Annotated in this window: 20 protein-coding genes and 1 tRNA gene; 11 read left to right on the top strand and 10 right to left on the bottom strand. The window is 73.4% G+C overall.

Annotation, left to right across the window (positions count from 1 at the left end):
- Positions 1-182: 182 nt before the first annotated feature.
- Positions 183-1598 (bottom strand): trigger factor, encoded by a 1416-nt coding sequence (tig, locus tag EIW28_RS08370; protein ID WP_125247239.1) that lies wholly within the window; start codon positions 1596-1598, stop codon positions 183-185.
- A 323-nt stretch (positions 1599-1921) separates the two neighbouring features.
- Between tig and EIW28_RS08365 the strand changes: the two genes are divergently transcribed.
- The gene (locus tag EIW28_RS08365; RefSeq protein WP_125247238.1) at positions 1922-2590 is read left to right on the top strand and encodes a ThuA domain-containing protein; all 669 of its coding nucleotides are present in this window, start codon (positions 1922-1924) and stop codon (positions 2588-2590) included.
- 91 nt (positions 2591-2681) lie between these two features.
- Positions 2682-2755: transfer RNA gene (locus tag EIW28_RS08360), tRNA-Gly, on the top strand.
- A gap of 88 nt (positions 2756-2843) precedes the next feature.
- Here the strand turns inward: EIW28_RS08360 and EIW28_RS08355 are convergent.
- Positions 2844-4133, bottom strand: a complete 1290-nt coding sequence (locus tag EIW28_RS08355; protein ID WP_125247237.1) for a cellulase-like family protein — start codon at positions 4131-4133, stop codon at positions 2844-2846.
- A gap of 146 nt (positions 4134-4279) precedes the next feature.
- On the opposite strand from EIW28_RS08355, the gene EIW28_RS24140 reads away from it, so the two are divergent.
- The gene (locus EIW28_RS24140) at positions 4280-4450 is read left to right on the top strand and encodes a hypothetical protein (protein ID WP_158630329.1); all 171 of its coding nucleotides are present in this window, start codon (positions 4280-4282) and stop codon (positions 4448-4450) included.
- Here EIW28_RS24140 and EIW28_RS08350 read toward each other — a convergent pair.
- Positions 4447-5235 carry an SDR family NAD(P)-dependent oxidoreductase gene (locus tag EIW28_RS08350; protein ID WP_125247571.1) on the bottom strand — a complete coding sequence of 263 codons (789 nt, stop codon included), beginning with the start codon at positions 5233-5235 and terminating at the stop codon, positions 4447-4449. The genes EIW28_RS24140 and EIW28_RS08350 overlap by 4 nt on opposite strands.
- Before the next feature lie 43 nt (positions 5236-5278).
- Positions 5279-6724, bottom strand: coding sequence for a class II fumarate hydratase (locus EIW28_RS08345; protein ID WP_125247236.1), 1446 nt, complete (start codon positions 6722-6724; stop codon positions 5279-5281).
- Between the two features lie 231 nt (positions 6725-6955).
- On the opposite strand from EIW28_RS08345, the gene EIW28_RS08340 reads away from it, so the two are divergent.
- Together EIW28_RS08340 and EIW28_RS08335 are read left to right on the top strand one after the other, a co-directional pair.
- Positions 6956-8620: a glucuronyl esterase domain-containing protein gene (locus tag EIW28_RS08340; RefSeq protein WP_125247235.1), complete on the top strand. Its 1665-nt coding sequence runs from the start codon at positions 6956-6958 to the stop codon at positions 8618-8620.
- Positions 8621-9446: 826 nt separating this feature from the next.
- Positions 9447-10670, top strand: coding sequence for an MFS transporter (locus tag EIW28_RS08335; protein ID WP_197717150.1), 1224 nt, complete (start codon positions 9447-9449; stop codon positions 10668-10670).
- A 6-nt stretch (positions 10671-10676) separates the two neighbouring features.
- On the opposite strand, the gene EIW28_RS08330 is transcribed toward EIW28_RS08335, so the two are convergent.
- The gene (locus EIW28_RS08330) at positions 10677-11858 is read right to left on the bottom strand and encodes an ROK family transcriptional regulator (protein WP_125247234.1); all 1182 of its coding nucleotides are present in this window, start codon (positions 11856-11858) and stop codon (positions 10677-10679) included.
- A gap of 55 nt (positions 11859-11913) precedes the next feature.
- Between EIW28_RS08330 and EIW28_RS08325 the strand changes: the two genes are divergently transcribed.
- Together EIW28_RS08325 and EIW28_RS08320 are read left to right on the top strand one after the other, a co-directional pair.
- Positions 11914-12558 (top strand): HAD-IA family hydrolase, encoded by a 645-nt coding sequence (locus EIW28_RS08325; protein ID WP_125247233.1) that lies wholly within the window; start codon positions 11914-11916, stop codon positions 12556-12558.
- A complete protein-coding gene (locus tag EIW28_RS08320) occupies positions 12548-13654 on the top strand; it encodes an MFS transporter (RefSeq protein ID WP_125247232.1) in 1107 nt (368 codons plus the stop codon). Before EIW28_RS08325 ends, EIW28_RS08320 begins: the two co-directional genes overlap by 11 nt.
- Before the next feature lie 44 nt (positions 13655-13698).
- Here EIW28_RS08320 and EIW28_RS08315 read toward each other — a convergent pair whose 3' ends face one another.
- From EIW28_RS08315 to EIW28_RS08305, 3 genes are all read right to left on the bottom strand, one after another.
- Positions 13699-14700, bottom strand: coding sequence for a TerC/Alx family metal homeostasis membrane protein (locus EIW28_RS08315; RefSeq protein WP_125247231.1), 1002 nt, complete (start codon positions 14698-14700; stop codon positions 13699-13701).
- A 162-nt stretch (positions 14701-14862) separates the two neighbouring features.
- On the bottom strand, positions 14863-16152 hold the full coding sequence (locus tag EIW28_RS08310; RefSeq protein WP_125247230.1) for a glycoside hydrolase family 1 protein: 1290 nt from the start codon (positions 16150-16152) through the stop codon (positions 14863-14865).
- An 87-nt stretch (positions 16153-16239) separates the two neighbouring features.
- Positions 16240-16782 (bottom strand): hypothetical protein, encoded by a 543-nt coding sequence (locus EIW28_RS08305; protein ID WP_125247229.1) that lies wholly within the window; start codon positions 16780-16782, stop codon positions 16240-16242.
- A gap of 838 nt (positions 16783-17620) precedes the next feature.
- On the opposite strand from EIW28_RS08305, the gene EIW28_RS25630 reads away from it, so the two are divergent.
- On the top strand, positions 17621-18178 hold the full coding sequence (locus EIW28_RS25630) for an NADAR family protein (protein ID WP_408612195.1): 558 nt from the start codon (positions 17621-17623) through the stop codon (positions 18176-18178).
- A gap of 500 nt (positions 18179-18678) precedes the next feature.
- Positions 18679-19419 carry an SDR family NAD(P)-dependent oxidoreductase gene (locus tag EIW28_RS08295; protein WP_125247228.1) on the top strand — a complete coding sequence of 247 codons (741 nt, stop codon included), beginning with the start codon at positions 18679-18681 and terminating at the stop codon, positions 19417-19419.
- A 56-nt stretch (positions 19420-19475) separates the two neighbouring features.
- Here EIW28_RS08295 and EIW28_RS08290 read toward each other — a convergent pair whose 3' ends face one another.
- Positions 19476-20762, bottom strand: coding sequence for an APC family permease (locus EIW28_RS08290; protein ID WP_125247227.1), 1287 nt, complete (start codon positions 20760-20762; stop codon positions 19476-19478).
- 79 nt (positions 20763-20841) lie between these two features.
- Between EIW28_RS08290 and EIW28_RS08285 the strand changes: the two genes are divergently transcribed.
- Both EIW28_RS08285 and EIW28_RS08280 read left to right on the top strand, forming a co-directional pair.
- A complete protein-coding gene (locus tag EIW28_RS08285; RefSeq protein ID WP_125247226.1) occupies positions 20842-21315 on the top strand; it encodes an Lrp/AsnC family transcriptional regulator in 474 nt (157 codons plus the stop codon).
- Positions 21316-21351: 36 nt separating this feature from the next.
- Positions 21352-24282 (top strand): DUF4132 domain-containing protein, encoded by a 2931-nt coding sequence (locus EIW28_RS08280; RefSeq protein WP_125247225.1) that lies wholly within the window; start codon positions 21352-21354, stop codon positions 24280-24282.
- Here EIW28_RS08280 and EIW28_RS08275 read toward each other — a convergent pair.
- Positions 24279-24860 carry a TetR-like C-terminal domain-containing protein gene (locus tag EIW28_RS08275; RefSeq protein WP_197717149.1) on the bottom strand — a complete coding sequence of 194 codons (582 nt, stop codon included), beginning with the start codon at positions 24858-24860 and terminating at the stop codon, positions 24279-24281. The genes EIW28_RS08280 and EIW28_RS08275 overlap by 4 nt on opposite strands.
- Positions 24861-25051: the final 191 nt, after the last annotated feature.

Here is a 25051-nt window from a genome sequence, read left to right as displayed (position 1 = left end):
CACGCGGCTGACAGGCCCCGTCAGGGGCAGGTCCGGCCGCACGGCGAAGGCGACGGCCGTCTCCACCCAAGAGCGGTGAGCGGCTGCGGTCGGACCCCTACCAAGCCCGCCCGGACATCTGAAATGGACAAGGGACCCAACGCTGTCGCGTTGGGCCCCAAGAGCACCGGGTGCGGGACGGCTTAGTTGCGGTCCTCGGCGTCGCGCTCGTCGGACTCGTCCGAGTCGCCGGACTCGTCAGCGTCGACGGTCGTCTCGCCGGCCTTCTGGCGGCCCGGGAAGAGGTCCTCCTCGGTCAGCTCCTGGCCGTTGGCGTCGACGACCGACGCCTCCTTGACGACCTCCTCGAGCGCGAGCTGCTGGCGCAGCGACGCGGCGATCTGCTGGAGGCCGCCGTTGGTGCGCAGCTCGTCGACGAAGCGCTGGAACTGGTCCTGCGGGACGCCGCGCTGCTGGGCCTGGCGCACGACCTCGGCGGTCATGAGCTCGCCGGAGACCTCGAGCTCGCGGTCGCGGGCGATCTGGCCCAGGATGATCGACTGGCGCAGGTTCGACTCGACGTCGTCGCGCAGCTCGGCGTCGAACTCCTCGGCGGTCTTGCCGACCATCGTGAGGTACTCGTCGAAGCCGCCCGCGATCTGCTGGACCTGCTCCTCGAGGTGGCCGCGGGTGTGCGCGACCTCGTCGGCGACGGTCTTCTCCGGCAGCGGGAGCTCGACGGCCTCGATGAGGGCCTCGAGGGTCTTGGTGCGGGCCTCGTTCGCCTTCGCGGTCTTGCCCTGGTTCTCCAGGCGCTCGCGGGTGGCGTTGCGCAGCTCCTCGAGCGTGTCGTAGGGGCTGGCCATCTCGGCGAAGTCGTCGTCGAGGTCGGGGAGCTCGCGCTCCTTGACCTGGGTGACCTTGACCTCGACCTGGGCGGTCTCGCCCTCCTGCTCGCCGGCGAGGGTCGACTCGATGGTCTTCTCGTCGCCCGCGGACATGCCGACGAGGGCCTCGTCGAGGCCGTCGAGCAGGTTGCCCGAGCCGACCTCGTGGCTCATGCCGGTGACGGAGCCGCCCTCGACCTCTTCACCGTTCTGGGTGGCGCGCAGGTCGATCTGCACGAAGTCGCCCTCGGCGGCGGGGCGCTCGACGGCCTTCAGGGACGAGAAGCGCAGGCGCTGGGACTCGATGTCCGCGTCCACGTCCTCCTCGGAGACGTCGCCGGCCTCGACGGTCACCTTGAGGGAGGCGAAGTCGGGGAGCTCGAACTTCGGGGTCACGTCGGTCTCGACGACGAACTCGAACGGCTTGCCGTCCTCGATCGGCTTGACCTCGGTCAGCTCGGGGCGGCCCAGCGCGTTCACCTCGTTCTCGGTGACGGCCTTGTTCAGGTTCGCCTGCACGGCCGGGTCCAGCGCCTGGGCGTAGACCGAGTCGCGGCCGATGCGCTGGTCGATCACCTGGCGGGGGGCCTTGCCGGGGCGGAAGCCGGGGACGCGGATCTGCTGCCCGACGGTCTTGTACGCCTCGTTGATGTACGGCGCCAGCTCCTCGAACGGCACCTCGACCGACAGCCGCACCCTGGTCGGGCTCAGGGTCTCGACAGTGCTCTTCACAGACGTACTCCTAGATCAGATTTCGCTCAATTGCTTTCGCGTCGGCCGGATGCCTGATCCGAACCGTGGGCCGCCGGCAGCGCAGCACGAACCCCCGCTCCGATCGAGTCTAGGTCGTCGGGGGGTCGCGGCCCCGCCGGGTGTGGTCGATATCGCCGCGCGTCACTGTTGAGCTGCGACGCGGCCGGTCCGAGCACCGATGGCCGAGATCGCCTAGACTACGCCCTGCAATCGTTCTCCCTAGGAGCTCCCATGGCACCCGCCCGCCGCCCCTCCCTCCGGCGCCGCCCCGCGGCGCCCCTCCCCCTATCGGAGTGACCGCCGTGACTTCCCCGACGTACCTGGTCTTCACCAAGACGACCGGCTTCCGGCACGACTCGATCCCGGCCGGGGTCGAGGCCGTGCGGCGGATCGCCGCCGAGCTGGGCGGGGAGGTCGAGCACACCGAGGACGCGGCCGTCCACGACCCGGTCGAGCTCGCCCGCTTCGCGGCCGTGGTGTGGCTCTCGCCCTCCGGGGACGTCCTCGGGGAGCTGGAGCGGGCCGCGCTCGCCGACTACGTGACCGGGGGCGGCGGCTGGGCCGGCGTCCATGCGGCCTCGACCGCCGAGCGGTCCTGGCCGTTCTTCAGGGAGCTGGTGGGCGCGCGCTTCGTCGGCCACCCGCCCGGGTGCACGCCCGGCGAGATCGACGTCAAGACGGCCGACCACCCCGCGACCGCGCACCTGCCGAAGCGCTGGGCGTGGACCGACGAGTGGTACAGCTTCGACGAGCGCCCGCGGCACGTCGAGGTGCTGCTGGAGGCCGACGAGTCGACGTACGACGCGGGCGAGCTCGCGATGGGCGCGCCGCACCCGCTCGCGTGGCACCGCCGGCTCGAGGCCGGCCGCTGCTTCTACACGGCGCTCGGGCACGACGCGAGCGCGTACGAGGACGAGGTCTTCCTGGGCCATCTCAGGGGCGGGCTGGAGAGCGTCCTGCGGCCGGCGTGACCGGGGCTCGGGACGCGGCGCGGCCGAAGGCTCCTTGTGCGCGGACGGGCCCGATAGGCTACACTTGCCTGCGTTCCGCTCAGGCGGACGCGCGGGTGTAGCTCAATGGTAGAGTCTCAGTCTTCCAAACTGATTGCGCGGGTTCGATTCCCGTCACCCGCTCCAACGGCCCGCCGCGCGCGGGCCTTTTTCGTGCGCGACGCCCCCTGGACCGGTCCGGTCCAGGGGGCGCGGTGCGCGGCAGCCCGGCGTCTCAGGCCGCGCCTTTGAGGAAGGCCGCGTTGCACTCGCGCTGGAGCGCCTCGTCGGCCCACATCGGGTGCTGCGGGGCCGCGTTGGAGCACACGATGGTGCCCCAGGCGCCGACGCGGACGGAGTGGGCGATCGCGTCGCGGCAGATCGCGGCGCCGACCGGGCCCTCCTCGAAGCGGCCGTCGCGCGGCGTGTAGCCGACCCAGCCTTCGCCGAAGTAGAACGGGACGCCGAGGCGCTTCGCGTGGTCGGCCGCGGCGTCGATCCAGTCGCGGAGCCGGTTCGCCATCGCGATCCGGTGGGCCCCGTAGCCGTTGTAGAGCCACCGGTCGAAGCCCTCGGGGTCGCACCAGTCGTGGACGTAGATCTCGGACGGCTGCATGATCGAGGCCTTGAGCTTCCAGGCGTGCTCGGGCGGCAGGGTCCAGTCGGCGATCCGGGGCGCGTCCGGGCGCAGGATCGCGGCGTCGGCGCGCTCCTGCGGGAAGCGGGCCGGCGGGCGGCGCAGGCCGAACTCCTCGATGAGGTCGTCGAGGACGCCGTACACGTAGGGGTGGAACGCGAGCGCGGTCGCGTTGCGGGGCAGGCCGCGCAGGGAACCGACGGGCACGCCGCCGTAGTTGGGGGCGCACCTGACCTGGGGGTGACGGGCCTGGAAGGCCGCGATGCCGGCCTCGAGGCGGCCCTGGAGTTCGACCACTGCGTCCTCGGCGCCGGGAAGTCCGGCGGTGAGGTGGCCGATCTGGACCTCGTTGTGGGGTTCGACGCAGGCGATGACGTGGGCGAGGCCGTGCTCGGCGAGGAAGTCGACGAGGTCGGCCTGGGCCTCGCCGAGGACGGTGAGGCGGTCCTCGGGGTCGACGGCGTGCAGGGCCTCGTACCAGGCGGGGTCGGCGGCGAAGGCGGGGCTCTGCTGGTACTCCCAGGAGGAGGCGATGATCGCGACGCCGTGCCGGTCGGCGGCGCGGGCCAGCGCGAGCAGGTGTGCCCGCGCGTCGATGACGGCGGGTTCGCGCACGTCGTACCAGCGGACGCGGGAGCCGTACTCGGCGTGCGGGCCGCCGAGGGGTTCGAGGCGGAGGGCGCTCGTGTCGAGGCCGGACCTGAAGAGCAGGAACGGCATCGCGCAGATGCGCACGGCGTTGTACCCGAGGTCGGCGGCTTTCGCGACGGCCGCGTCGAGGTCCTCGAAGGGCTCGCCGGGGCCGGTGCGCACGTACCAGGAGAAGTCCCAGAGGGTCATCGCCAGGCGGTCGGGCGGTCGGTTCGGGATGGACTCTGCTACAGGCATGCCATGACCGTAGGGGCAGTCGACATCGTCGTCCATGGCCGTTTCGATGAGCGGCATGGACGAATCGCCGACCGGAGGGCCGGGGCCGGCGGGGACCGGTCGGCTCGTCGCCGGGCCGGGGGCCGGCGTGGGCGTCGAGGAGCGCAGTGCGCCGGGACGGGTGTCGTGGTCCGGGTTTCGCGGGGCCGGACGCGGGCGGGTGGACGGTCGCGGCCGAGGCCGCGTCCTGGTTCGGCGCGACCGCGGGGATCGCGGTCTCGCTGGCGGTGGTGCTGCTGCTGTGGACGCGGGAGTCCGAGGCGTGGTGCGGCGCTTAGGGAATGATCGAGTCGACGTAGCCGCCGTCGACGCGCACGGCCGCGCCGGTGGTGGCGGAGGCGAGCGGGGAGCTGAGGTAGGCGACGAGGTTCGCGATCTCCTCGGGCTCGATGAGGCGGCGCAGGAGCGACTGGGGCCGGTGGCGGCGCATGAACTCGCGCTGGGCCTCGTCCCAGGGCAGGTCGCGGTCGACGAGCTGGTAGACGAAGTCCTCGACGCCGCCGGTGTGGGTGGGCCCGGCGATCACGGCGTTGACGGTGACGCCGGTGCCGGCCGCGGCCTTGGCGAAGCCGCGCGAGACGGCGAGGAGCGCGGTCTTGCTGGTGCCGTAGTGGATCATCTCCTCGGGGATGACGATCGCGGAGTCGCTGGCGATGCTGAGGACGCGGCCCCAGCCGCGCTCGGTCATGCCGGGCAGGTAGGTGCGGATGAGGCGGACCGCGGAGAGGACGTTGACCTCCCAGTAGCGGCGCCAGTCGTCGTCGGTGATCTCGAGGGCGGACTGCGCGCCGAAGACGCCGAGGTTGTTCACGAGGACGTCGACGTCGGGGGCGATCCGGGCGACGGCGGCGGCGCCGTCCTCGGTGGCGAGGTCGCCGGGGGCCGCGAAGTAGTCGCCACCGTCCGCGGCGAGGCGCGCCACGGCCTCGTCGGTCTTGGCGGGGCTGCGGCCGTTGACGCCGACGCGGGCGCCGGCGAGCGCGAGGGCCTTGGCGATCGCCTCCCCGATGCCCTGGGTCGAGCCGGTGACGAGAGCGGTCCTGCCGGTGAGGTCGAGCGCGATCATGCCGACCACCCTAGCGCCGCTCCGGTCGCCGAGGGCCGGTTCAAAGGCCGAGGTCGCGTTTCGGGTCGCCGACCATGGTCGAGGGGTCCACGATCCGGTCGAACTCGGCGGCCTCGACGCCGAGGCGGAGCGCGGCCTCGCGGAGGGTGAGGCCCTCGTGATCGGCCTTGTGGGCGATCTCGGCGGCCCGGTCGTAGCCGATGTGGGGGCTGAGCGCGGTGACGAGCATGAGGGAGCGGTCGACGTAGGCGGCGACGGCCTCGCGGTCGAGCTCGATGCCCTCGACGCTGTGGACGCGGAGCTGGCCGCAGGCGTCGCCGAGGATGCGCGCGGAGTGGAGCACGTTGTCGATGACGATGGGCCGCATGGTGTTCAGCTCGAAGTTGCCTTGGGCGCCGGCGGCGGCGACGATCGAGTCCTCGCCGATGACCTGGAGGGCGACCATGACGGCGGCCTCCTGTTGTGTGGGGTTCACCTTGCCGGGCATGATCGAGGAGCCCGGCTCGTTCTCGGGCAGCCGCAGTTCGTGCAGGCCGGCGCGGGGGCCGGAGGCGAGCCAGCGCATGTCGTTGGCGGTCTTCATGAGCGCGATGGCGGCGCCGCGCAGGCCCGCGCTGACGGCGACCATGCCGTCGAGGGAGCCGAGGGCCGCGAACTTGTTGGGGGCGGTGACGAGCGGCAGGCCGGTGAGCTCGGCGAGCTTCGCGGCGATCGCCTCGCCGAAGCCCTCGGGGGCGTTGATGCCGGTGCCGACGGCGGTGCCGCCGGCGGCGAGTTCGCAGACGGCGTCGAGGGACTGCTCCAGGCGGGAGGCGGCCGCGCGGAGCTGGGCCTCCCAGCCGGACCACTCCTGGCCGACGGTGAGCGGGGTGGCGTCCTGGAGGTGGGTGCGGCCGATCTTGACCACGTCGTGCCAGCGGCGGGCGCGGTCGCCGATCGCGGCGGCGAGGGCGAGGAGCTGCGGGAGGGTGTTGTCGCGGACTTCGAGGAGGGTCGCGACGTGCATCGCGGTCGGGAAGGTGTCGTTCGTGGACTGCGCGAGGTTGACGTGGTCGTTGGGGTGGACGAGGCGCTCGCGGCCGAGGCCGCCGCCGAGGAGCTGGCTGGCGCGGTTGGCGATGACCTCGTTGACGTTCATGTTCGACTGGGTGCCGGAGCCGGACTGCCAGACGTAGAGCGGGAACTCGTCGTCGAGCAGGCCCGCGGCGGCCTCGTCGCAGGCGCGGACGATCGCCCCGGCGAGCTCGGGGTCGAGGCGCCCGCCCTCGGCGTTGACGAGCGCGGCGGCCTTCTTGACGATCGCGTAGGCGCGGTAGAGGGCGGTGTGCATGCGGTCGTCGCCGATCGCGAAGTGCTGGAGGGAGCGCTGGGTCTGGGCGCCCCAGTAGTGCTCGGCGGGGACTTCGATCTCCCCCATCGCGTCGGTCTCGATCCTGACGCCGGTGGCGCCGGTGCCGATGGGGTGGTCGGTTTCGGGGAACGCCATCGATGCTCCTCGCGCTGGTGAGCCTGCCGTCACCGCGCGGGTGTCCCCGCACGGGGTGACGATCGTACCCCGCGGCGGGCCGACACGGCATTGCGTATCGATATCGGTCTATGTATCCTGGCAGCACCCTCACGAAAGTTTTCGAACTGAGTGGTTTCACCGTTGACGCCGGCCCCCGGCCGCCCCGCACCGTCGATGATGGACTGCCCTGGCCAGACAAGGAATCTGCCAATGGCATCATCGATCGCGCCCGGCGCCGCTCCGCCCGCCGGGCCCGCTCCGGGGCGCTCCCGGCACCGCCGCAGGCTGCGGTTCGCGCTCGTCGCGCTCGCGGCGGCCGCCCTCGCCTCGGCGCTCGCGCTCTCGACCCGGTTCAGCGCGGAGGCGCAGGTGCAGGCCGCGTCCGAATGGGACGGCGCGAACTGCGACGTCCGGATCCCGGGCTCGTGGGCCTCGAACTCGCTGCTGCCCGACCCGTTCACCAGGATCGACGGGACCAGGGTCACCAGCCGCGACCAGTGGGAGTGCCGCCGGTCCGAGATCAAGGAGCTCGCCGAGCACACGGTCTACGGCGACAAGCCGCGGCCCGACAGCGTCTCGGGCACGGTGACCTCCTCGCGGATCACGGTGAACGTCAGCGACAACGGCCGCAGCACGAGCTTCTCGGCCTCGGTGCGGCTGCCGAGTGGCACCGGGCCCTTCCCGGCCGTCATCGTCTACGGCGGCTTCGGCGCCGACACGAGCACGATCCTGTCCTCGGGCGCCGCCGTGATCGACTTCGACCCCGGCGCGGTCGGGGCCGAGGGGACGGGCCGGAACGATAAGCAGGGCGCGTTCTACACGCTGTACGGCGCGGGCAGCAGCACGGGCGTGCTCATGGCGCAGGCGTGGGGCGTCAGCCGGATCATCGACGTCATCGAGCAGTCCGGCGGGAGCATCCTGAACGACTCGACCGGCGTCACCGGGTGCTCGCGGTACGGCAAGGGCGCGTTCGTGGCCGGGGCCTTCGACCAGCGCATCGAGCTGACGATGCCGATCGAGTCCGGTTCGGGCGGCGTCGGCGCGATGCGATCCATCGCGCAGGAGAGCGGGGCGCAGCCGCTGAGCAGCGCCTACGGGGAGCAGCCGTGGCTCGGCGACGCGTTCGGCGCCTACACGGGCAACCCTGCCGCGCTCCCGGTCGACACGCACGAGCTGGTCGGCATGATCGCCCCGCGCGGCCTGTTCATCATGGACAACCCGCACGTGGAGTGGCTGGGCGCCCGCTCGGGTGCGGTGGCGGCCCTCGGCGGCGCGGAGGTCTACAAGGCGCTCGGGGCCGGGGCCAACGTCTCGTACCACTCGAACGTCGCGGACGGCACGCACTGCGCGGTCCGCAGCGACTGGCGCACCCCGCTCCAGCAGAGCATCAACGCGTTCCTCAAGGGGAGCGGCAACCCGCCGGGCGTGATCACCATGCACCCCAGCAAGTCCGCGAACCTCTCGCAGTGGCGCACCTGGACGACGCCGACGCTCGGCACCGGCGACCCGGGCGGCACGACGCCGCCCGAGACGACCTCGCCGCCGACCGAGACCACGTCCCCGCCGCCCGCCGGCTCGGGCTGCACCGCCCGGATCGAGGTGGTGAGCACCTGGAACGGCGGCTGGCAGGGCAACGTCCACATCACGGCCGGCGCCGCCGCGATCAGCGGCTGGCGGCTCACCTGGACCTGGGCCTCGGGCCAGTCGATCGCGAGCTCGTGGAACGCGACGGTGACCGCCTCGGGCTCGGCGGTGACGGCGGCCGACGTCGGCTGGAACGGCACGGTGGCCGCAGGCCAGACGAGATCGGCCGCCTGGGGCTTCGTGGCGAACGGCCCGAGCACCCTCCCGGCAGTGACCTGCACACCTGACTGATTCACCTGGGCCGCGGCCGCGCCGACCGCCTGACTGATCCGACAAGATCGGGCGGCGGCCCGAGCCGGCCTCCTTGGTCCCCGCAACAACCGGCGGCCCCGGGTGCCCCACCCGGGGCCGCCGCCTGTTCGACACGTCAGCCCCATTGCACTGTCACACCCCCGCGCCATCGTTGATCCGGGGGCGACAGACGACGCCTCCCAATGCCGCGTGCCCGGAATCAGGTTCGCGACTCAAGCTCACGACCTCGGCAGGCACCCCGCCGACCCGCCGCGCGCTGTCACACCCCCGCGCCATCGTTGATCCGGGGGCGACGCACGGCGCCTCCCAATGCCGCGTGCCCGCACCCAAGTTCGCGACTCAAGCTCACGACCTCGGCAGGCACCCCGCCGACCCGCCGCGCGCTGTCACACCCCCGCGCCATCGTTGATCCGGGGGCGACGCACGGCGCCTCCCAATGCCGCGTGCCCGCACCCAAGTTCGCGACTCAAGCTCACGACCTCGGCAGGCACCCCGCCGACCCGCCGCGCGCTGTCACACCCCCGCGCCATCGTTGATCCGGGGGCGACGCACGGCGCCTCCCAATGCCGCGTGCCCGCACCCAAGTTCGCGACTCAAGCTCACGACCTCGGCAGGCACCCCGCCGACCCGCCGCGCACTGTCACACCCCCGCGCCATCGTTGATCCGGGGGCGACGCACGGCGCCTCCCAATGTGGCGTGCCCGCCACCGCCTCCAACCCCCTTACCGGCCGACCGGTTCGAATCCGTCACATCCGGCTCACGCGATATGAGCGGTGCACACCACCCGTTGATACGTTCGCGAACGTGTCCGAGCCCGCCCAGTCGATCAGCATGCGACGGCTCTGGGTGCCGATTTACGGCCCGACCGTCCTGATCTCCATCGGCATGGGCGCCGTCGTGCCGCTCATCGCCCTCTACGCCCTCGACCTCGGCGCGACCGTCACGCAGGCGGCGATCATCGTCGGCCTCATCGGCTTCGGCCAGCTCGCCGGCGACCTCCCGGCCGGGTCGCTCGCGCAGCGGTTCGGCGAGAAGCGGGTCCTGCTCGCGGCCTGCGTCGTGGAAGCCGCCGCGCTCCTCACCGCCTCGCAGACGACCTCGCTCGCGGTCCTGTCCGCGTGCGTGTTCGCCATCGGCCTCTCATCGGCCGTGTTCGGCCTCGCCCGGCACGCCTACCTCTCCGAAGCGGTCGCGATCGGCTTCCGCGCCCGGGCGCTCTCGACCCTCGGCGGGACGTTCCGCATCGGCTCCTTCATCGGCCCGTTCGCGGGCGCGGCCCTCATCGAGCAGTTCTCGATCGGCGCGTGCTTCGCGTTCGCCGCCGGCACGAGCCTCGCGGGCGGCCTCCTCAGCCTCGCGCTGCCCGAACTCCCCGGGGACGGCGCGCGGCGCCGCCTCGCCGAGGCCGAACCCGAAGCGCGCCTGAGCCTCTGGCGGGTCCTGCGCGACCACCGGAAGGTCCTCGCGACCCTCGGCACCGGCGTCTTCCTCATCATGGTCGCCCGCGCCTCCCGCCAGGCGATCATCCCGCTCTGGGCCGCCTCGCAGGGCCTCGACGCGACCACCACGAGCATCATCGTCGGCCTCTCCGCCGGCGTCGACATGCTGCTGTTCTACCCCGGCGGCGCGATCATGGACCGCTTCGGCCGCATGTGGGTCGCCCTCCCGGCGATGACGGTGCTCGGCGCCGGGTTCGTGCTGCTGCCGCTCACCGAGACGGCGGTCCTCATCGGCCTCGTCGCCTGCTTCATGGGCCTGGGCAACGGGATCTCCTCGGGGATCGTGCTCACCCTCGGCTCCGACGTCGCCCCGCCGGAGGGCCGGCGCCAGTTCCTCGGCGGCTGGCGCCTGTGCGCCGACCTCGGGAACGTGGCCGGGCCCGGCCTCATCAGCCTCGTCTCGCTCGCGTTCCCGCTGGGCGCCGCCGCCGTCGCGCTCGGCCTCATCAGCTGGTTCGGCGTCGGCTGGCTCGCCAAGTGGGTGTCGGTCTACGACCGCTCGCGCAAGGCCGTCCCGGCGCGGGTCTGACCCCCGTCAGGCCCCGCGGGCCTCGATCCAGGTCGTGAGGCCGTGCTCGGTGAGGACCTCGTCGAAGGCGGCTTCAGCGGCGCCGAGCAGGAACGCGTCGGGCCCGAGACCTGAAGCGATGAGCGCGGGCGGGTCGTCGCGGCGGAAGCCCATGAGCCCGGCCTCGAACGCGGCCGCGAAGGCGTCCGGCGCCGCGCGGCGCACCTCGGGGGCGAGGCCGCCGAAGGCGATCACCTCGGGGTCGAGGACGTTCGCGAGCCCGGCCGCGCCGCGGCCCAGCGAGGTCGCGCACTCCGCAACGGCCGCACGGGAACCGGGATCGACAAGGGCGTCGATGAGGTAGGCGCGCGGGTCGTCGGGCTCCGGCTCGCCGCGGTGGCGCGCCACGGCGCGGCCGTCGACCGCGACGTCCCAGCAGCCGGTCGCGCCGCACGGGCACGGCAGGCCGGGCTCGCCGAAGGGCGTGTGCCCGAACTCGCCGCCCGCGCCGGTCGCGCCGGTGACCGCGCGGTCGCCGTCGACGAAGACACCGCCGATGCCGACCTCGATCGTCAGGTACAGGACACTCTTGCCGGGGTGCGCGAGGCGGGCCTCGGCCAGGCCGGCGAGCGTCGCGTCGTTGCCGAGCACTTGGGGCACACCGGGAAGCAGCGGGGCGACCTCCACGTCCCGCCAGCCGAGGACGCTCGACTGCACGAACCGGCCGTTGCGCACCGTGGCCGCCGCGGAGACCGCGACCGCGCGGATGCGGGAGCCGTGGCGCGCGCTCACGGCCGCCAGGGCCCGGCCGACCGCGGCGAGGACCTGCTCGGGCCGCTTGGAGCCGTGCCGGCCGGTGGCCGACTCGCTCAGGGCCCCTTCGAGATCGGCGACGGCCACGCGCCACTCGGCCTGGCGGATGTCGACCACCGCCACGAGCGGGCCGTCCGGATGCGCGTGGAGCGTGGTGGTGGGGCGCCCGCGCCCGGACGGCGGCGCCGGATGCTCGGCGATGAGGTCGAGCGCGCGCAGGCGCGAGCAGATCTCGGTGGCGGTGCCGCTGCCGACGCCCAGGACCCGGGCGGCCTCGGCGCGGGTGACGCCCGGCCGGGCCCGCACCAGGCGCAGCAGGTCGAGCGCGCCGCTCCAGCGCGCGGCCTCGGCCCGGCCCACCCGGATGGGACCGGTGTCGCCGCTCTCTTGCGCCATGGCACCTCCGCAAATTATGCTCGTCATGCGAGTTTATTGATCCCCGGAGGGCTCCATGAGAAGCTACAACCCCGCGGCCGTCCTGTTCGACATGGACGGCACCCTCGTCGACTCCGACGGCGCCGTCGAACGCGCCTGGACGGCCTGGGCCGCCGAGTACGGAGTGGACCCCGCCGCGGTCCTCCCCGAGATCCACGGCCGCACCGCTGCCGCCAGCGTCGCCAGGTTCAGGCCCGACCTCGACCCCGAGGCCGCGCTCGCCGCGGTCGCGTGGATGGCCGAGCGCGAGTGCACCGACCTCGACGGCGTCGCGGCGAACCGCGGTGCCCACCGGCTCCTCGCGGCCCTGGAGCGCTCCAGCATCCCGTGGGCGGTCGTCACCAGCGCGAACCAGCGCCTCGCCAAGGCCCGCCTGAACGCTGCCGGGATCGAACCGCCCCTCCTGGTCACCGTGGACGACGTGGCGCGCGGCAAGCCCGACCCCGAGGGCTACCTCATGGCCGCCGAGGCACTCGGCGCCGACCCCGCAGAATGCCTCGTGGTCGAGGACTCCGAGACGGGCCTGGCCGCCGGCCGGGCCTCGGGCGCGCGCACCGCCGCCCTGCGCGGCCTCCCCGGCGACCTGTCCATCGGCAGCCTGGACGACCTCGCGGACCTCATCGAACGCGGCGCGTACGCGGCAGCGGTCGATGGCGACTGACGCGGCGGTCCAGGCCCCCGACCGCGCCGTCGGACGCGTCGTCGTCTTCGCGCAGGCCGGGCTCGGCTTCCTCGTCTCCTCCTTCGGGCCCTACCTCGCCGGGATCGCCGCCGAGCTCGACCGGCCCCGCGGCGAACTCGTCTGGCTCACCATGATGTTCGGCGCCGGCCTCGTCCTGGCCGCCGCCACCGGCCCGGCCGTGCTGCGCGCCGGCGCGGGCGCGGTCCTGCGGGCCGCGTGCGCGGTCACCGCGCTCGGCGCGGTCGCCATGGCCGTGACGCCGGACCTCGCGATCGCCGGCCCCGGTTCGGTCCTGGTCGGCATCGGCTGCGCCGCGATCGCGTTGGCGACCCCGTCGCTGCTGCGCGGGCCGGGCGCCGCCAAGCGGATCACGATCGCGGTCGGCACGGCGAGCGCGTCCGGGGTGCTCGCGCCGCTCGCGTTCGGGGCCTTGGAGACCGCCGGGACCGCGGGTCGCTGGGCGATCCTGGCGGCCGTCCCGGCGCTGCTGGCCGGGACGGCGCACCGGACGGTCCGCGGCCCGGCGGAGGAGGCGGTCGAGCAGGGCCGGATTCCGGTCGGGCCGGCGGCGCTGGGATGGACGCGGATCGTCCTCAGCGTCGCGTGCGAGTTCTGCTTCGTGGTGTGGGGCGTGGCGCGGCTGGTCGACACGGGCGTGGCGCTCGGCACGGCGTCGGCGCTCGGCGCGAGCTTCGGGATCGGCATGGCCGCGGGGCGGTTCGTCGGGCCGCGGTTCGTGGACCGGTCGTGGGCCGTCGGCGCGGCCGCCGGGGTGACGATGGCCGGCACGGCGATCGTGTACCTCGGGCAGGACCCGGTGACGGTGACGGCGGGGATCGCGCTGGCGAGCCTCGGGATCGCGCCGCTGTATCCGATCATGCTGGGCCGCATGGTCGGGATTCCGGGGCTGACGTCGCGGCACTCGGCGTCGATCGCGTCGCTGGCGTCGGGGGCGGCGATCCTGTCGGCGCCGGCGGCGCTGGCGTGGCTGGACGGGCAGATCGGGCTGCGGCCGGCGTTCCTGCTGCCGATCCCGCTGCTGGCGGTGCTGCTGCTCCTCGCGCGGCGGCGCTGAGACGGAAGCGGGCCCCGGGAGGCGATCCCGGGGCCCGTTCGCGGCTAGTCCTGCGGTTCCTTCTTCTTGGTGGCCGAGAGCGAGCCGGCGTGCGCCCGCTCCTCGGGGTTGGCGCGGGTCTTGATCAGGCTCGCGATGGTGACGACGACCAGGATGCCGATGACGACGCCGAGGCTGAGCGGGGTCGGGATCTCGGGGACGGCCGTGTTGACGTCCACGTGCGCCCAGTGCAGGAGGAGCTTGAAGCCGATGAACAGCAGGATGAGCGACAGGCCCAGGGAGAGGTAGACGAGGCGGTCGAGCAGGCCCTTCACGAGGAAGAACAGGGCGCGCAGGCCGAGGAGCGCGAAGGCGTTGGCGGTGAAGACGATGTACGCCTCCTGGGTGACGCCGAAGACCGCGGGGATGGAGTCGAGCGCGAACAGCAGGTCGACCGAGCCGATCGCGATGAGGACGATGAACAGCGGGGTGACGACGCGGCGGCCGGCCTCCTTCGCGAACAGCTTGCCGCCGATGTAGTCGCCGCTGACCGGCAGGAAGCGGCGGGCGCCGCGGACCATGAGGTTCGATTCGACGTCGGGGTCCTCGTCGCGGTGGCGGAACAGCTGGATCGCGGTGTAGACGAGCAGCAGGCCGAAGACGAGGAACATGAACGAGAACGAGTTGATGAGCGCCGAGCCGAGCGCGATGAAGATCGCGCGCATGATGAGCGCGAGCACGATGCCGAAGGTGAGGACCTTGTGCTGGTGGTGGTCGGGGACCGCGAACGTCGACATGATGATGACGAACACGAAGAGGTTGTCGACCGAGAGGCTCTTCTCGATGATGTAGCCGGCGAAGTACTCGGTGCCGGCGGCGTTCCCGTACTGCATGCCGAACCAGACGCCGAACAGGATGGCGACGGCGATGTAGAACACCGACCAGGCCGTGGCCTCCTTGAATCCGACGTGGTGTGGCCGCAGGGCTGCCAGCAGCAGGTCCACCGCCAGCAGTACGACTATGAGTCCGATCGTCACGGCCCAGGTGATCGGGCTGATATCCAGCACGCTTCCTCCGTCAGATTGCCATCATCACGACTGCGGGTTGACATCACCCTTCAGTGCCCCGAATCCTAACGGCAAAAGCCGCCGACGACCACGACTACCCCTGGGACTGCGATCCGCGCCAAAGGGTTCGGTGCCTGGTCAGCGTGGAAACGGGACGGCCGGTCAAGAAGCGGGCACGAGGCAGCTGAGGGGCGGGTCGATGAGGGAGCAGACGGACTCGGGGACGACCGGGTCGTAGCCGGCCGGCACGCCGCCGTCGGCGATGACCGCGGCGTACGCGTCCACGCCGGAGGTGGGGACGCGGGTGAGCGACGGGTCGCCCTGGACGTCCACGGTGTAGAGGCCGAACCGCGGCGTGTAGGAGCCCCATTCGTAGTTGTCGGTGATGGACCAGTAGTTGTAGCCGATGACGTCGATGCCGTCCTCGCGGGCGCGCTGGAGCCAGTAGACGTGGTCCTCGATGAACTCGGCGCGGCTGAGGCCGTCCGGCCGGGCGGCGCCGTCGTGGGTGGCCATGCCGTTCTCGACGATGTAGAGCGGCAGGTCGGGGAACTTGTTCGCGTAGTAGCGCAGCGCGTAGTAGATCCCGTCGGGCTGCGCGTCGGCGAGGCCGCCGGTGAGCGTCCTTGCGGCCGTGAGGTTGTCGAGGCTGACGCCCATGTAGTAGTCGATGCCCACGAAGTCGAGCTCGTGCGCGATCCGGTCGATGAACGCCGCGTCGAACAGCCAGGGCGTGAGCGGGATGAACGCGAGGTTCGAGGTGACCATGGCGCCGGGGTCGGCCTCGTGGATGAAGTCGTAGGCGGCGGAGTGGGCGCGGGCGAGCCGGTCGAACAGCCAGGGCGCGTCGAGCCAGGTCGCGGCCCCGTTGTCGATCTCGTGGTAGACGTACAGGGTCGGCTCGTTGAAGGTCACCCACATGACGCCGAGGCCGGCATACCGCTCCACGATGGACTCGGCGTAGGCGGTGAAGTCGCGCAGGGTCTCCTCGCTCCTCCAGCCGCCCTGGTCGGCGACCCAGCCGGGGTGGACCCAGTGGTTGAGGGTGATCATCGGGGTCATCCCGGCGTCGAGGACGTGCCGCACGACGTCGTCGTAGTAGGCGAGCTCGGCCTGGTCCCACGCGCCCGGGGCGGGTTCGACGCGGGCCCATTCGATCCCGAAGCGGTAGACCTCGACGCCCATGTCCGCGGCGAGCGCGATGTCCTCGGCGTAGCGGTGGCGGAAGTCCACGGACGCGCCGACGTCCTCTTTGTCCTCCTGCTCCTCGGTGTACCTGAGCCAGTTGCTGTCTGGGCCGTTCCCTTCGGACTGGAAGCCGGAGGAGGAGACGCCCCACAGGAAGTCGTCGGGGAGCGGGGCGACGCCGTCGTCCTGGGCGGCGGCCGGGGCGGCGACGGCGAGGGAGGACAGCAGAGCGAGGCAGGCGAGGGCCCGGCCGGCGTGACGCATGGGGAAGGACTCCGTTCTCCCCCGTATTGCGCCGGTTCAGTATAGGGCCCTTGGGGACCGGAAGGAAAGCGGCGGAACCGGACGATCTCAGACGCCGGGTCCGGCGCGGAACTCCTCGAGGGCGGCGGTCTGCTCGGCGGAGAGCGGGAAGTTCGCGTTGCGGGAGACGGGGTGGATCTCGGCCTGCTCCCAGTAGCGGACGGGGACGCTGGTGGCCTGGCCGATGCGGCGCATCTCGGCGCGCAGCACGTCGTAGAGCCCCTGGGCGTCGAAGAGGTAGACGTGCTCGATGGCCCAGGGCCGGTGCACGCCTTTGGATCCGGCGCTGCGGGGGCCGGTCATGACGAGGTAGGTGTCGAGGTCCTCGGCGTCGGTCATGTCGAGCATGCCCTGGTTGCGGGTGTAGTGCTTGATGTTGACGGTGCGCCCGGCGAGGGGGCCGCTGCGGAAGAAGCCGTCGATGGCCTGGTTGGCGGCGGGCTCGAGCTCGATGTCGAAGATCTGGGCGGCGATCCAGTCGGAGAGGTGGCCGTGGACGACGGGTCGCCCGACGACGTCGGTGATGCGCTCGTCGATGGCGTTGCGCGCTCTGAGCAGCATGGCGATCGCTTTGAGTTCGGCTGAGGACATTCGTGCTCCTTGGGACCTGTCCTCATCGTACCGACGCGGCGGCCGGGCGGGAAGCTCGCGGGCCCGGACCGCGGGGACGATTGCCTCGCGGCGCTTCCCCTGCCAAGCTGGAGCGATGCCCCCGAGTGACTCCGGCGGCGCGACGCCGCCGACCCCCGATCCGCCGCCCGGCGCGGAACCCCCGCCGGGCCCGGCCGACCGGGCGTGGACGCTGTACTACATGACCGACCTCGAGGGGCTGGACCTCGGCCCGGCGGAGCCGGAGCCGCCGGCCGTCGGGATCGACCGCCTCGCCGACGAGCTCAAGGGCCTCCTGACCGCCGCGGCCGAGCCGATGGACGGCCACGGCCACCTCGGGCACTTCGCGAAGGCCGCCGAGGAGGCCGCGAACGTGGCCGGGAATCCGAACCTAGTGGCGGGGACCGTGCGGTGGATCGTCACGGCCGGCTTCATGGCCGCGGGCGCGCCGCAGCCGTTCCCGCAGCTCGCCGGGTACTGCACGTTCCGCACCGCCGAGTACCTGGCGGAGGCGGTGGCGACGGACGCGGAGACGATGCGCGCCAACGCGATCGCGGCGTTCACCGAGTCGCTGCACGTGGCCGACGCGCTCAGCTGCGCCACGCGGGGGCTCCTCGACTCGTGCGAGTCGCTGCGGGTGCTCCAGCAGCGGTACGACGACGGGCAGCTCGACGCGCTCATCGACGGGTTCACGCCCGACGAGCCGCCTGAGATCGACCTGCCGTTCGCGCCGCACCCGGTGCCGCCCGCAGAAGAGGCGGAGGAGCCGGCGCGGCCTGCGCCGTGGAGCCCGTTCCAGCGCCGCCCGGAGGCGGAGTCGGTGCCGTCCGCGGTGGTGCGGCGGTCGGCCCCGGCGCCTGCGGCGACCGGGGACGAGGGGTTCCTGTTCTTCTGGGACCACGTGAAGACGCACGGCGGGCGGCTCGCGCCGGGCTGCCTGGACCAGTGGTGGCCGGCCCCGATCCGGGTGGGCGGGCGGCGGTTCGCCACGGCCGAGCACTACATGATGTGGTCGAAGGCGATGCTGTTCGAGGACGAGCTGGCCGCGGCGGCGATCCTGGCCGACGACGACCCCGCGCGGGCGCGGGCGATCGGGCGGACCGTCACCGACTTCGACCTGTCGGTGTGGGAGCGGCACCGGTTCCCGATCGTGGTGCGCGGCAGCATCGCGAAGTTCAGCCAGCGCGGCGAGCTGCGGAACTTCCTGCTGTCGACCGGGGACCGGGTGCTGGTGGAGGCGAGCCCGGACGACTCGGTGTGGGGCATCGGCCTCGCGGCGGACGACCCGCTCGCGGCGGACCCGCGCACGTGGCAGGGCCAGAACCTGCTGGGCTTCGCGCTGATGACGGCGCGGCGGCACCTGCTCGCGTCGCGGTGAGCGGCTTCGGCCGGTCTGCGCACGGGTGCTTCGGACCGGTCTGAGCGCGCCCGCTCCGGTGTGGGCGCTCGGACCCGTCTGAGCGCTTCCGGAGCGGGCGCTTCTGATCTCGGTCTGGGTACGGACTCTTCCGGAGCGGGGGTTTCGAGCCGGTCGGAGCGGCCGTTCCCGGCGCTTCGGGGTCCGCCCGCTCTGGGCCTGCGGCCGGGGGTCCGTACGCTCCGGCCCGCGGCTGGGAAGCGGGAGCTTCGAACCGGTCGGAGCGGCCGTTCCCGGGCCCTTCCCGGCTGGTGAGTCCGTCCGTTCCGGGCCCGCGGCCGGGAAGCCGATGACCGAGTTCATAGCGTTCCGTCATTGCCCCGCGAGCCTGCCGCCGCGCTAGCCTTAAGTCAGGTGACTGACTTAATCCATGGGATCGAGTGAACCACCGCCTCCGGGCCCCGCCCGGGGGAATACTGCGACACGGGCCGCCGGGGGCGGCCGGGATTCAAGGAGGACCCATGGCAACGCAAGACCGCTTCGCCGGCAGGACCGTCATCGTCACCGGGGCCGGCTCCGGCATCGGGCGGGCCACCGCGCTGCGCCTCGCCGCCGAGGGCGCGACCGTCGTCGCCGCCGACGTCAACCAGGAGAGCCTCGACAAGCTCGCCGCCGAGATCGCGATCCGCCCGGTCGCGGGCGACCTCACCGCCGGGCCGGTCATCGACCAGGTCGTGGCCGCCGCGGGCGGGCGCGTCGACGGGCTCGCGAACGTCGCGGGCATCATGGACGGCTTCCTCCCCGCCGGCGAGGTCGACGACGCCACGTGGGACCGCGTGCTCGGCGTCAACGCCACCGCCCCGCTGCGCCTCATCCGCGCCGCGCTCCCGGTCATGATCGCGAACGGCGGCGGCGCCATCGTGAACGTCTCCTCCGAGGCGGGCCTGCGCGGCTCGGCGGCCGGGGCCGCCTACACCGCCTCCAAGCACGCCGTCATCGGCCTCACCCGGCACGTCGCGGTCGTCTACGGCAAGGACGGCATCCGCTGCAACGCCGTCGCGCCCGGCGGCGTCGCCACGAACATCGAGGCGACCCCGAAGTCCCAGCTGGGCATCGAGCGCCTCCAGCCGTACTTCGTCAACGCCGGCCGGCCCGCGCAGCCCGAGCAGCTCGCGGCCGCGATCACCTGGCTCCTCAGCGACGACTCCAGCAACACCAACGGCGCCGTGCTCGCCAGCGACGGCGGCTGGAACGCCGTCTGACCGCGTCCTGAAGCGCCCGTTCCGGTTCCGGGGCAGGCGCTTCCGGCGTTCCGGCGCTAGGCGTCGACCGGTTCGGGCCGGGCCGCGACGCGGAGCGGGGCACGGCGGCGGCGCAGGCGCAGGTAGCCGAGGGCCAGGCCCGCTATCGCCAAGGGCAGCAGCAGGTACCAGTTCAGGGCGGTCGCGATCGCGGCCGTGCAGGCGGTGGCGAACAGGGCCCGGTGGCGGGCCCGGCCGGAGAGGAGCCGCACGGCCGCCGCGCACGCGAGGACGGTGACGGCGGCGAGGACGGCGGAGGTCGCGCGCATCTGCTGGTCGAGGCCCAGACCGAGGGCCGTCGTCCCGGCGAACGCGGTCCAGGTGATCGCGCCGAGGAGCAGGAGGCTGCGGTGCGGCGTGCGGCCGGGCTCGTGGCCCTTCGCGAGGGGCGCGGGCATCGCGCCGTCGCGGGCGAGCGCCGCGCCGAGGCGGGAGGCCCCGGCGATGAACGTGTTCATGGCCCCGAGGCTGAGCATCGCCGCGCACACGGCCGTGAGCGGGGCCGCGGCCGGGCCGAACGCGTAGGCGAGCAGGCCGGTGAGCGGCGTGGCGGACTCGCCGGCGGCGGGGCCGAGGACGCCCGCCGTCGCGGTGGCGAGCGCGAGGTAGATCGCGGCGACGACCGCCAGCGCGAGCGCCGTGACGCGCCGCAGCTGCCGGGCGGGGTCGGTGAACTCGCCGGAGAGGTGGCTGGCGGCCTCCCAGCCGGAGAAGGCGTAGAACAGGACCGCGGCGGCCGAGAGGACGCCGGGGATGCCCATGGGGGCGAACGGGGTCAGGTTCGCGGGGTCGAGGTGCGGGAGGGCCGCGGCGCAGGCGGCGGCGAGGAGCGCGGCGAGGAGTCCCATGAGGACGAGCTGCGCGCCGCCGGAGAGGCGCAGGCCGATGTGGTTGGCGGCGAACGCGGTCGCGAGGAGGACGGCGGCGAGGGCGATCACCGCGGAGCGGCCGAGGCCGGCGGCGTCGGCGATGTACTCGGCGCCGACGAGGGCCGCGGAGGAGGCGCCGACGGGGATGACGCTGAAGAACCACCAGCCGCAGACGGCGGCGGCCTTGTCGCCGAACGCGGCCCGGGTGAAGGTGGCGACCCCGCCGGCGTCGGGGCGGCGGGCGGCGAGTTCGGCGAACGTGGCGGCGACGGGGACCGACAGGAGCAGCAGCGCGACCCAGGCGACGATCGCGGCGGGCCCGGCCGCGGCGGCGGCCAGGCCCGGGAGGGCGAGCACGCCGGGGCCGAGGATCGCGCCGAGGTAGAGGGCGGTCCCGCGGAAGGTGCCGAGGGACCCGGAAGGGGCGGTGGTCATGCGCTCAACGCTAGACGCGTGATCGGCGAAAGGGCCCTCTCGCCGAACGGATGGCCGGAAGATGGGCGATAATCCGCGGATGGACGAACTCGACGCGTCGATCGTGCGCCTCCTCCAGTCGGATGCGCGGCTGTCGAACCGGGAGCTCGCGCGGCGCCTCGGCGTCGCGCCCTCGACCGCGCTGGAGCGGGTGCGGGCGCTCACCCGCAGGGGCGTGATCCGCGGGTACGGCGCCCACGTGGACCTGAAGGCGCTCGGGCGGCACGCCGAGGCGCTCGTGTCGGTGCAGCTGGGCCGCCACCAGCGCTCCATGTACGAGACGTTCCGCGAGACCGTCGGGTCCTGGCCGGAGGTGGTGACGCTGTTCGTCGTCTCCGGGGGGAGCGACATCGTGCTGCACGTGGCGGTGCAGGACGTCGAGCAGCTCCACGCGTTCCTGGTCGACCGCCTCGCCACCCGGCCCGAGGTGGCCCGGTTCCAGACGTCGATGGTGTTCGGGCGCGACCACAACCGGGTCCTGGAGCCGCTGGACGGCGAGGGGCCCGGGGCGTGAGCCGCGCGTGAGCGCACCCGCCCCAGAATGTCCCCCATGACCGACGTGCAACTCCCGAACGAGGACCGCGACCCCGAGCGGCCGTGGCTCGACTACCGCGGTTCGCTGGAGCTCAAGCCGCCGCGCAGGCGCGGCTACCCGTCCGCGGACCGGCCGTACCCGGTGGAGGAGGCCATGCCGGAGCTGTGGCGGCGGGTCAAGGAGCTCACGGCGGAGCAGATCGAGGCCGCGGTCGCGTCGCCGGCGAGCGACCCGGCGATCACCGCCGCCGCCCGGGCCTACCTCGACGGCGAGCCCGACGCGCTCGGGGCGGCGGCCGTGTTCGACACCGCCGCCGCGTCCACGAGCCTGTGGGAGGTGAGCAGGCAGTACCACCAGTTCGACGCCTGGATCCTCGAACACGGCGCCGACTTCGCCGTCCACGCGCTCATGCGGCAGCTCGAGATCCGGATCGTGAGCGAGCACACCGGCAAGTCGTACGCGCCGACCCGCTACCGGCCGGACTCCCCCGCGTTCCGGTTCGCGCCCGCGAATCCCAAGGGCGCGCAGTGGACCCGCACCGAATCGCTCAACCTGCGGGCCTACCTCTCCGCGCTGCCCGGGCCGGAGTACCGGCGCCACCGGGCGCTCCTCGAACCGTACGGCCGCAACCACCAGCAGCGGCTGGTGCGGGCCTACGCGATGCCGACCGAGGCCGACTGGGTGGAGCAGGTGTGCGCCGAATGGGCCGAGCGCGACGCCAAGACCTGGCACGACCAGTACATGCTCATCGCCTCGGTGTCCTCGATGGACCAGCTCGCCGCGGCCGGGCTGCGGCGCAACCCGAGCCAGAACGGGCACTCGAACGGCGTCGCCTCGCTCGTCGAGCTCTTCGGCGCCGACTGCGCGCCGTTCCTCCTGGCCGCCTTCGAGATCGAGACGCACGAGTACATCGGCGACGCGTCGCTGTACACCGTGCTGTCCGGCCTCCCCAGCGACACCGTCGCCGACCACCTGCTGCGCAACCTCGTGGCCGGCCGGACCGGGCCCTACGCGCTCGAGTTCGCCGAGCGGTTCCCGCGCCGGATGCTGCGGGCCGTCGCGCGCGTGGCGCCCGGCGCGAGCCCGTCGCTGCGGTCGCGGTTCGCGCACCTGGTCGCGACGACGCCGATGCTCGGCGCCGCGCACGCCGTCGCCGAACCCGACGTCAAGGACGCGGTCGACCGGCTCCTCACGATGGACGGCGCCCCGCCCGAGGCCGCCGAACCGCCCCGGTTCCTGGCGGAGCCGCCGTGGAAGCGTAAGGCCGCCAAGCGGAAGAAGCTCGTCGTCGAACTGGAGCCGCTGGACGGTGACGATCGGGTGCACTGGCGCGCAGGCGAACAGGAGGCCTGGCGGGCCGGCGAGTTGATCCAGCGGCGGCTGGCCGACGGTGAGGACCCCGCCGGCGTGCTCGCGTCCCTCGCGAAGTCCCCCAACCTGCACCGGGCCCTCCCGCCGATCGGCGGCGCCGCCGCGGCCCGGCTCGCCGCCGACTGGCTCGTGCGGCTCCGCTCGACCCGCGTCAGCGTCGGCGACTGGCTCGACCGGCACGGGGCCGACGCGGTCCGCTGGCTCGTCCCCGACGCGGTCGGCAAGGCGGCCAAGCCGCGGAAGGCCGCCGAAGCGGTCCTGCGCGACGCCGCGCGCCGCCTCGGCGACCCGGCCGTCATCGCCGCGGCCGCACCGTACGGCGAGGAGGCGGCCGCGGCGGTCGCCGAGATCCTCGCGGTCGACCCGCTCGACCTCGACGGCCGCAAGGCGCCCAAGACCCCCGCGTGGGTCGAGCCGGTCCTCGGCATGCCGGTGCTCCTGCGCACCGGCGAGCGGCTCCCGCGCGCGGCCGTCGAGCACCTCGTCGGCGCGATGAGCCTCGACTCCCTCGCGATCCCCTACGCCGGGATCGACGTCGTGAAGGAGCACTGCGACCCCGAGAGCCTGAGCGCGCTCTCGTGGGCGGTGTTCGAGTCCTGGGAGATCAACGACGCGCCCTCGAAGGACTCGTGGGCGCTGACGCAGCTCGCGCGCTTCGCCGACGCCGGCACCGTCGAGCGCCTCGAAGCCTGCATCCGCGCCTGGCCCGACCAGCGGCTCTCGAAGCGGGCCCTCAACGGCCTCGAAGTGCTCGGCGCGATCGAGAGCGAGGAGGCGCTGCGCGCCGTCCACCGCCTCACCAGGTTCCGCGGGTCCAAGGCCGTCAAGGCCGCGGCCCTGAACCAGGTCGACCTCGTCGCCGCGGGCCTGGGCCTGGACGCCGAGCAGCTCGCCGACCGGCTCGTGCCCGAGCAGGGGCCCGCGTCGGTCACCGCCGAGCAGGTCAAGCGCCTCGAACTCGCGATGGTGTACGGCCGCACCTGGACCGCCGCCGAGTTCCGGGACCGGCTCGTGGCGCACCCGCTGCTGTGGGAGCTGGTGCGGCGGCTCGTGTGGCAGTCCGGGCCGGTCGCGTTCCGGCTCGCCGAGGACCGCACCTTCGCCGACGTCGAGGACGACGCGCTCGACCTCCCCGACGACGCCGAGGTCCGCCTCTCGCACCCCGTCCTGCTCGGCGGCGCGCTCCCCGCCTGGGTGCGGCAGCTCGCCGACTACGAAGTGCTCCAACCGTTCGACCAGCTCGGCCGCCCCGCCGGTGCGGCCACCGACGCCGAGCTGGAGGCCGGCCGGCTCACCCGGTTCGAGGGCCGCAAGGCCAGGACCGGGCCGCTCCACGGGCTCACCAAGGGCCGGTGGGCCCCGGTCCGGGCCGACAACTGGACGGCCGCGATCGAACACCGCGTCCCCGGCGGCGGCGCGGTCCACGTCCGCCTCGCACCCGGCTTCGGCGGCGGGCCCTACTTCGACGCTGAGGCCGTCCAGGTCCTCGAAGAGGTCCGCCTCCCGGCGGGGCCGATCGACCCGGTCCTGCTCGCCGAGGTCATCGCCGACCTCGACAAGGTCGCGACGGCTTAGCGGGCGTGCTGCTCGGCGGCGCCCGGGAGGTGCTCCAGGGCGGCGCCGAGCAGGTCGCCGACGGCCACCAGGCGGTCGGCCATCCCCTCGGGGTCGAGCGGGGCCTCCGCCTCGGTGACCCACAGGTAGATGATCGCGCCGATGCCGCCGGTGATGAACGCGGCCAGGTCGCCGTCGAGCTGCCCGGGCAGCACGTCCCCGAAGCGGGCGCGCATCGCCTCGCTGCGCAGCGGCGACAGCAGGCCGCTGACCTCGCGGTTCAGTGCGAATGCGCTGGCGCTGTTGAACATCGCGCGGTAGAAGGCCCGGTGCGCGGCGAAGTGGCGGGCGATCGCGAGGGCCCGGGGACGGCCGATCGCGGTCTCCGGGGCGGCCTCCCACGGTTCGGCGAGCTCGCGCCGGGCCAGGTCCAGGGCCGCTTCGAGGAGGAGCCGGTCGCGGTCGCCGTAGTGGAGGTACACGAGCTGGCGGCTGACGCCGGCGGCGTCGGCGATGTCCGAGACGGGCACGTTCGCCGTGCCGCGCTCACTGACCAGCGCCACGGCGGCGCCCAGCAGGGCGGCGCGGGTTCGTCGCACCCGGCGGTCTTTGGCGGGTGACGGAGGGTCGAAACTCACCCGACGAGGTTAGACACCTGTTAACAAATCGACAAGTATTCGACGATTTGAGCCCGCCAGCGGACCGACCACGGGAGTCGGCCCAGCCCAGCCCAGCCCAGCCCAGCCCAGCCCAGCCCAGCCCAGCCCAGCCCAGCCCAGCCCAGCCCAGC

Source organism: Glycomyces terrestris (assembly GCF_003933745.1).
Classification (GTDB): Bacteria; Actinomycetota; Actinomycetes; order Mycobacteriales; family Micromonosporaceae; genus Glycomyces; species Glycomyces terrestris.
This window is presented reverse-complemented; position numbering and strand designations above follow the sequence as displayed.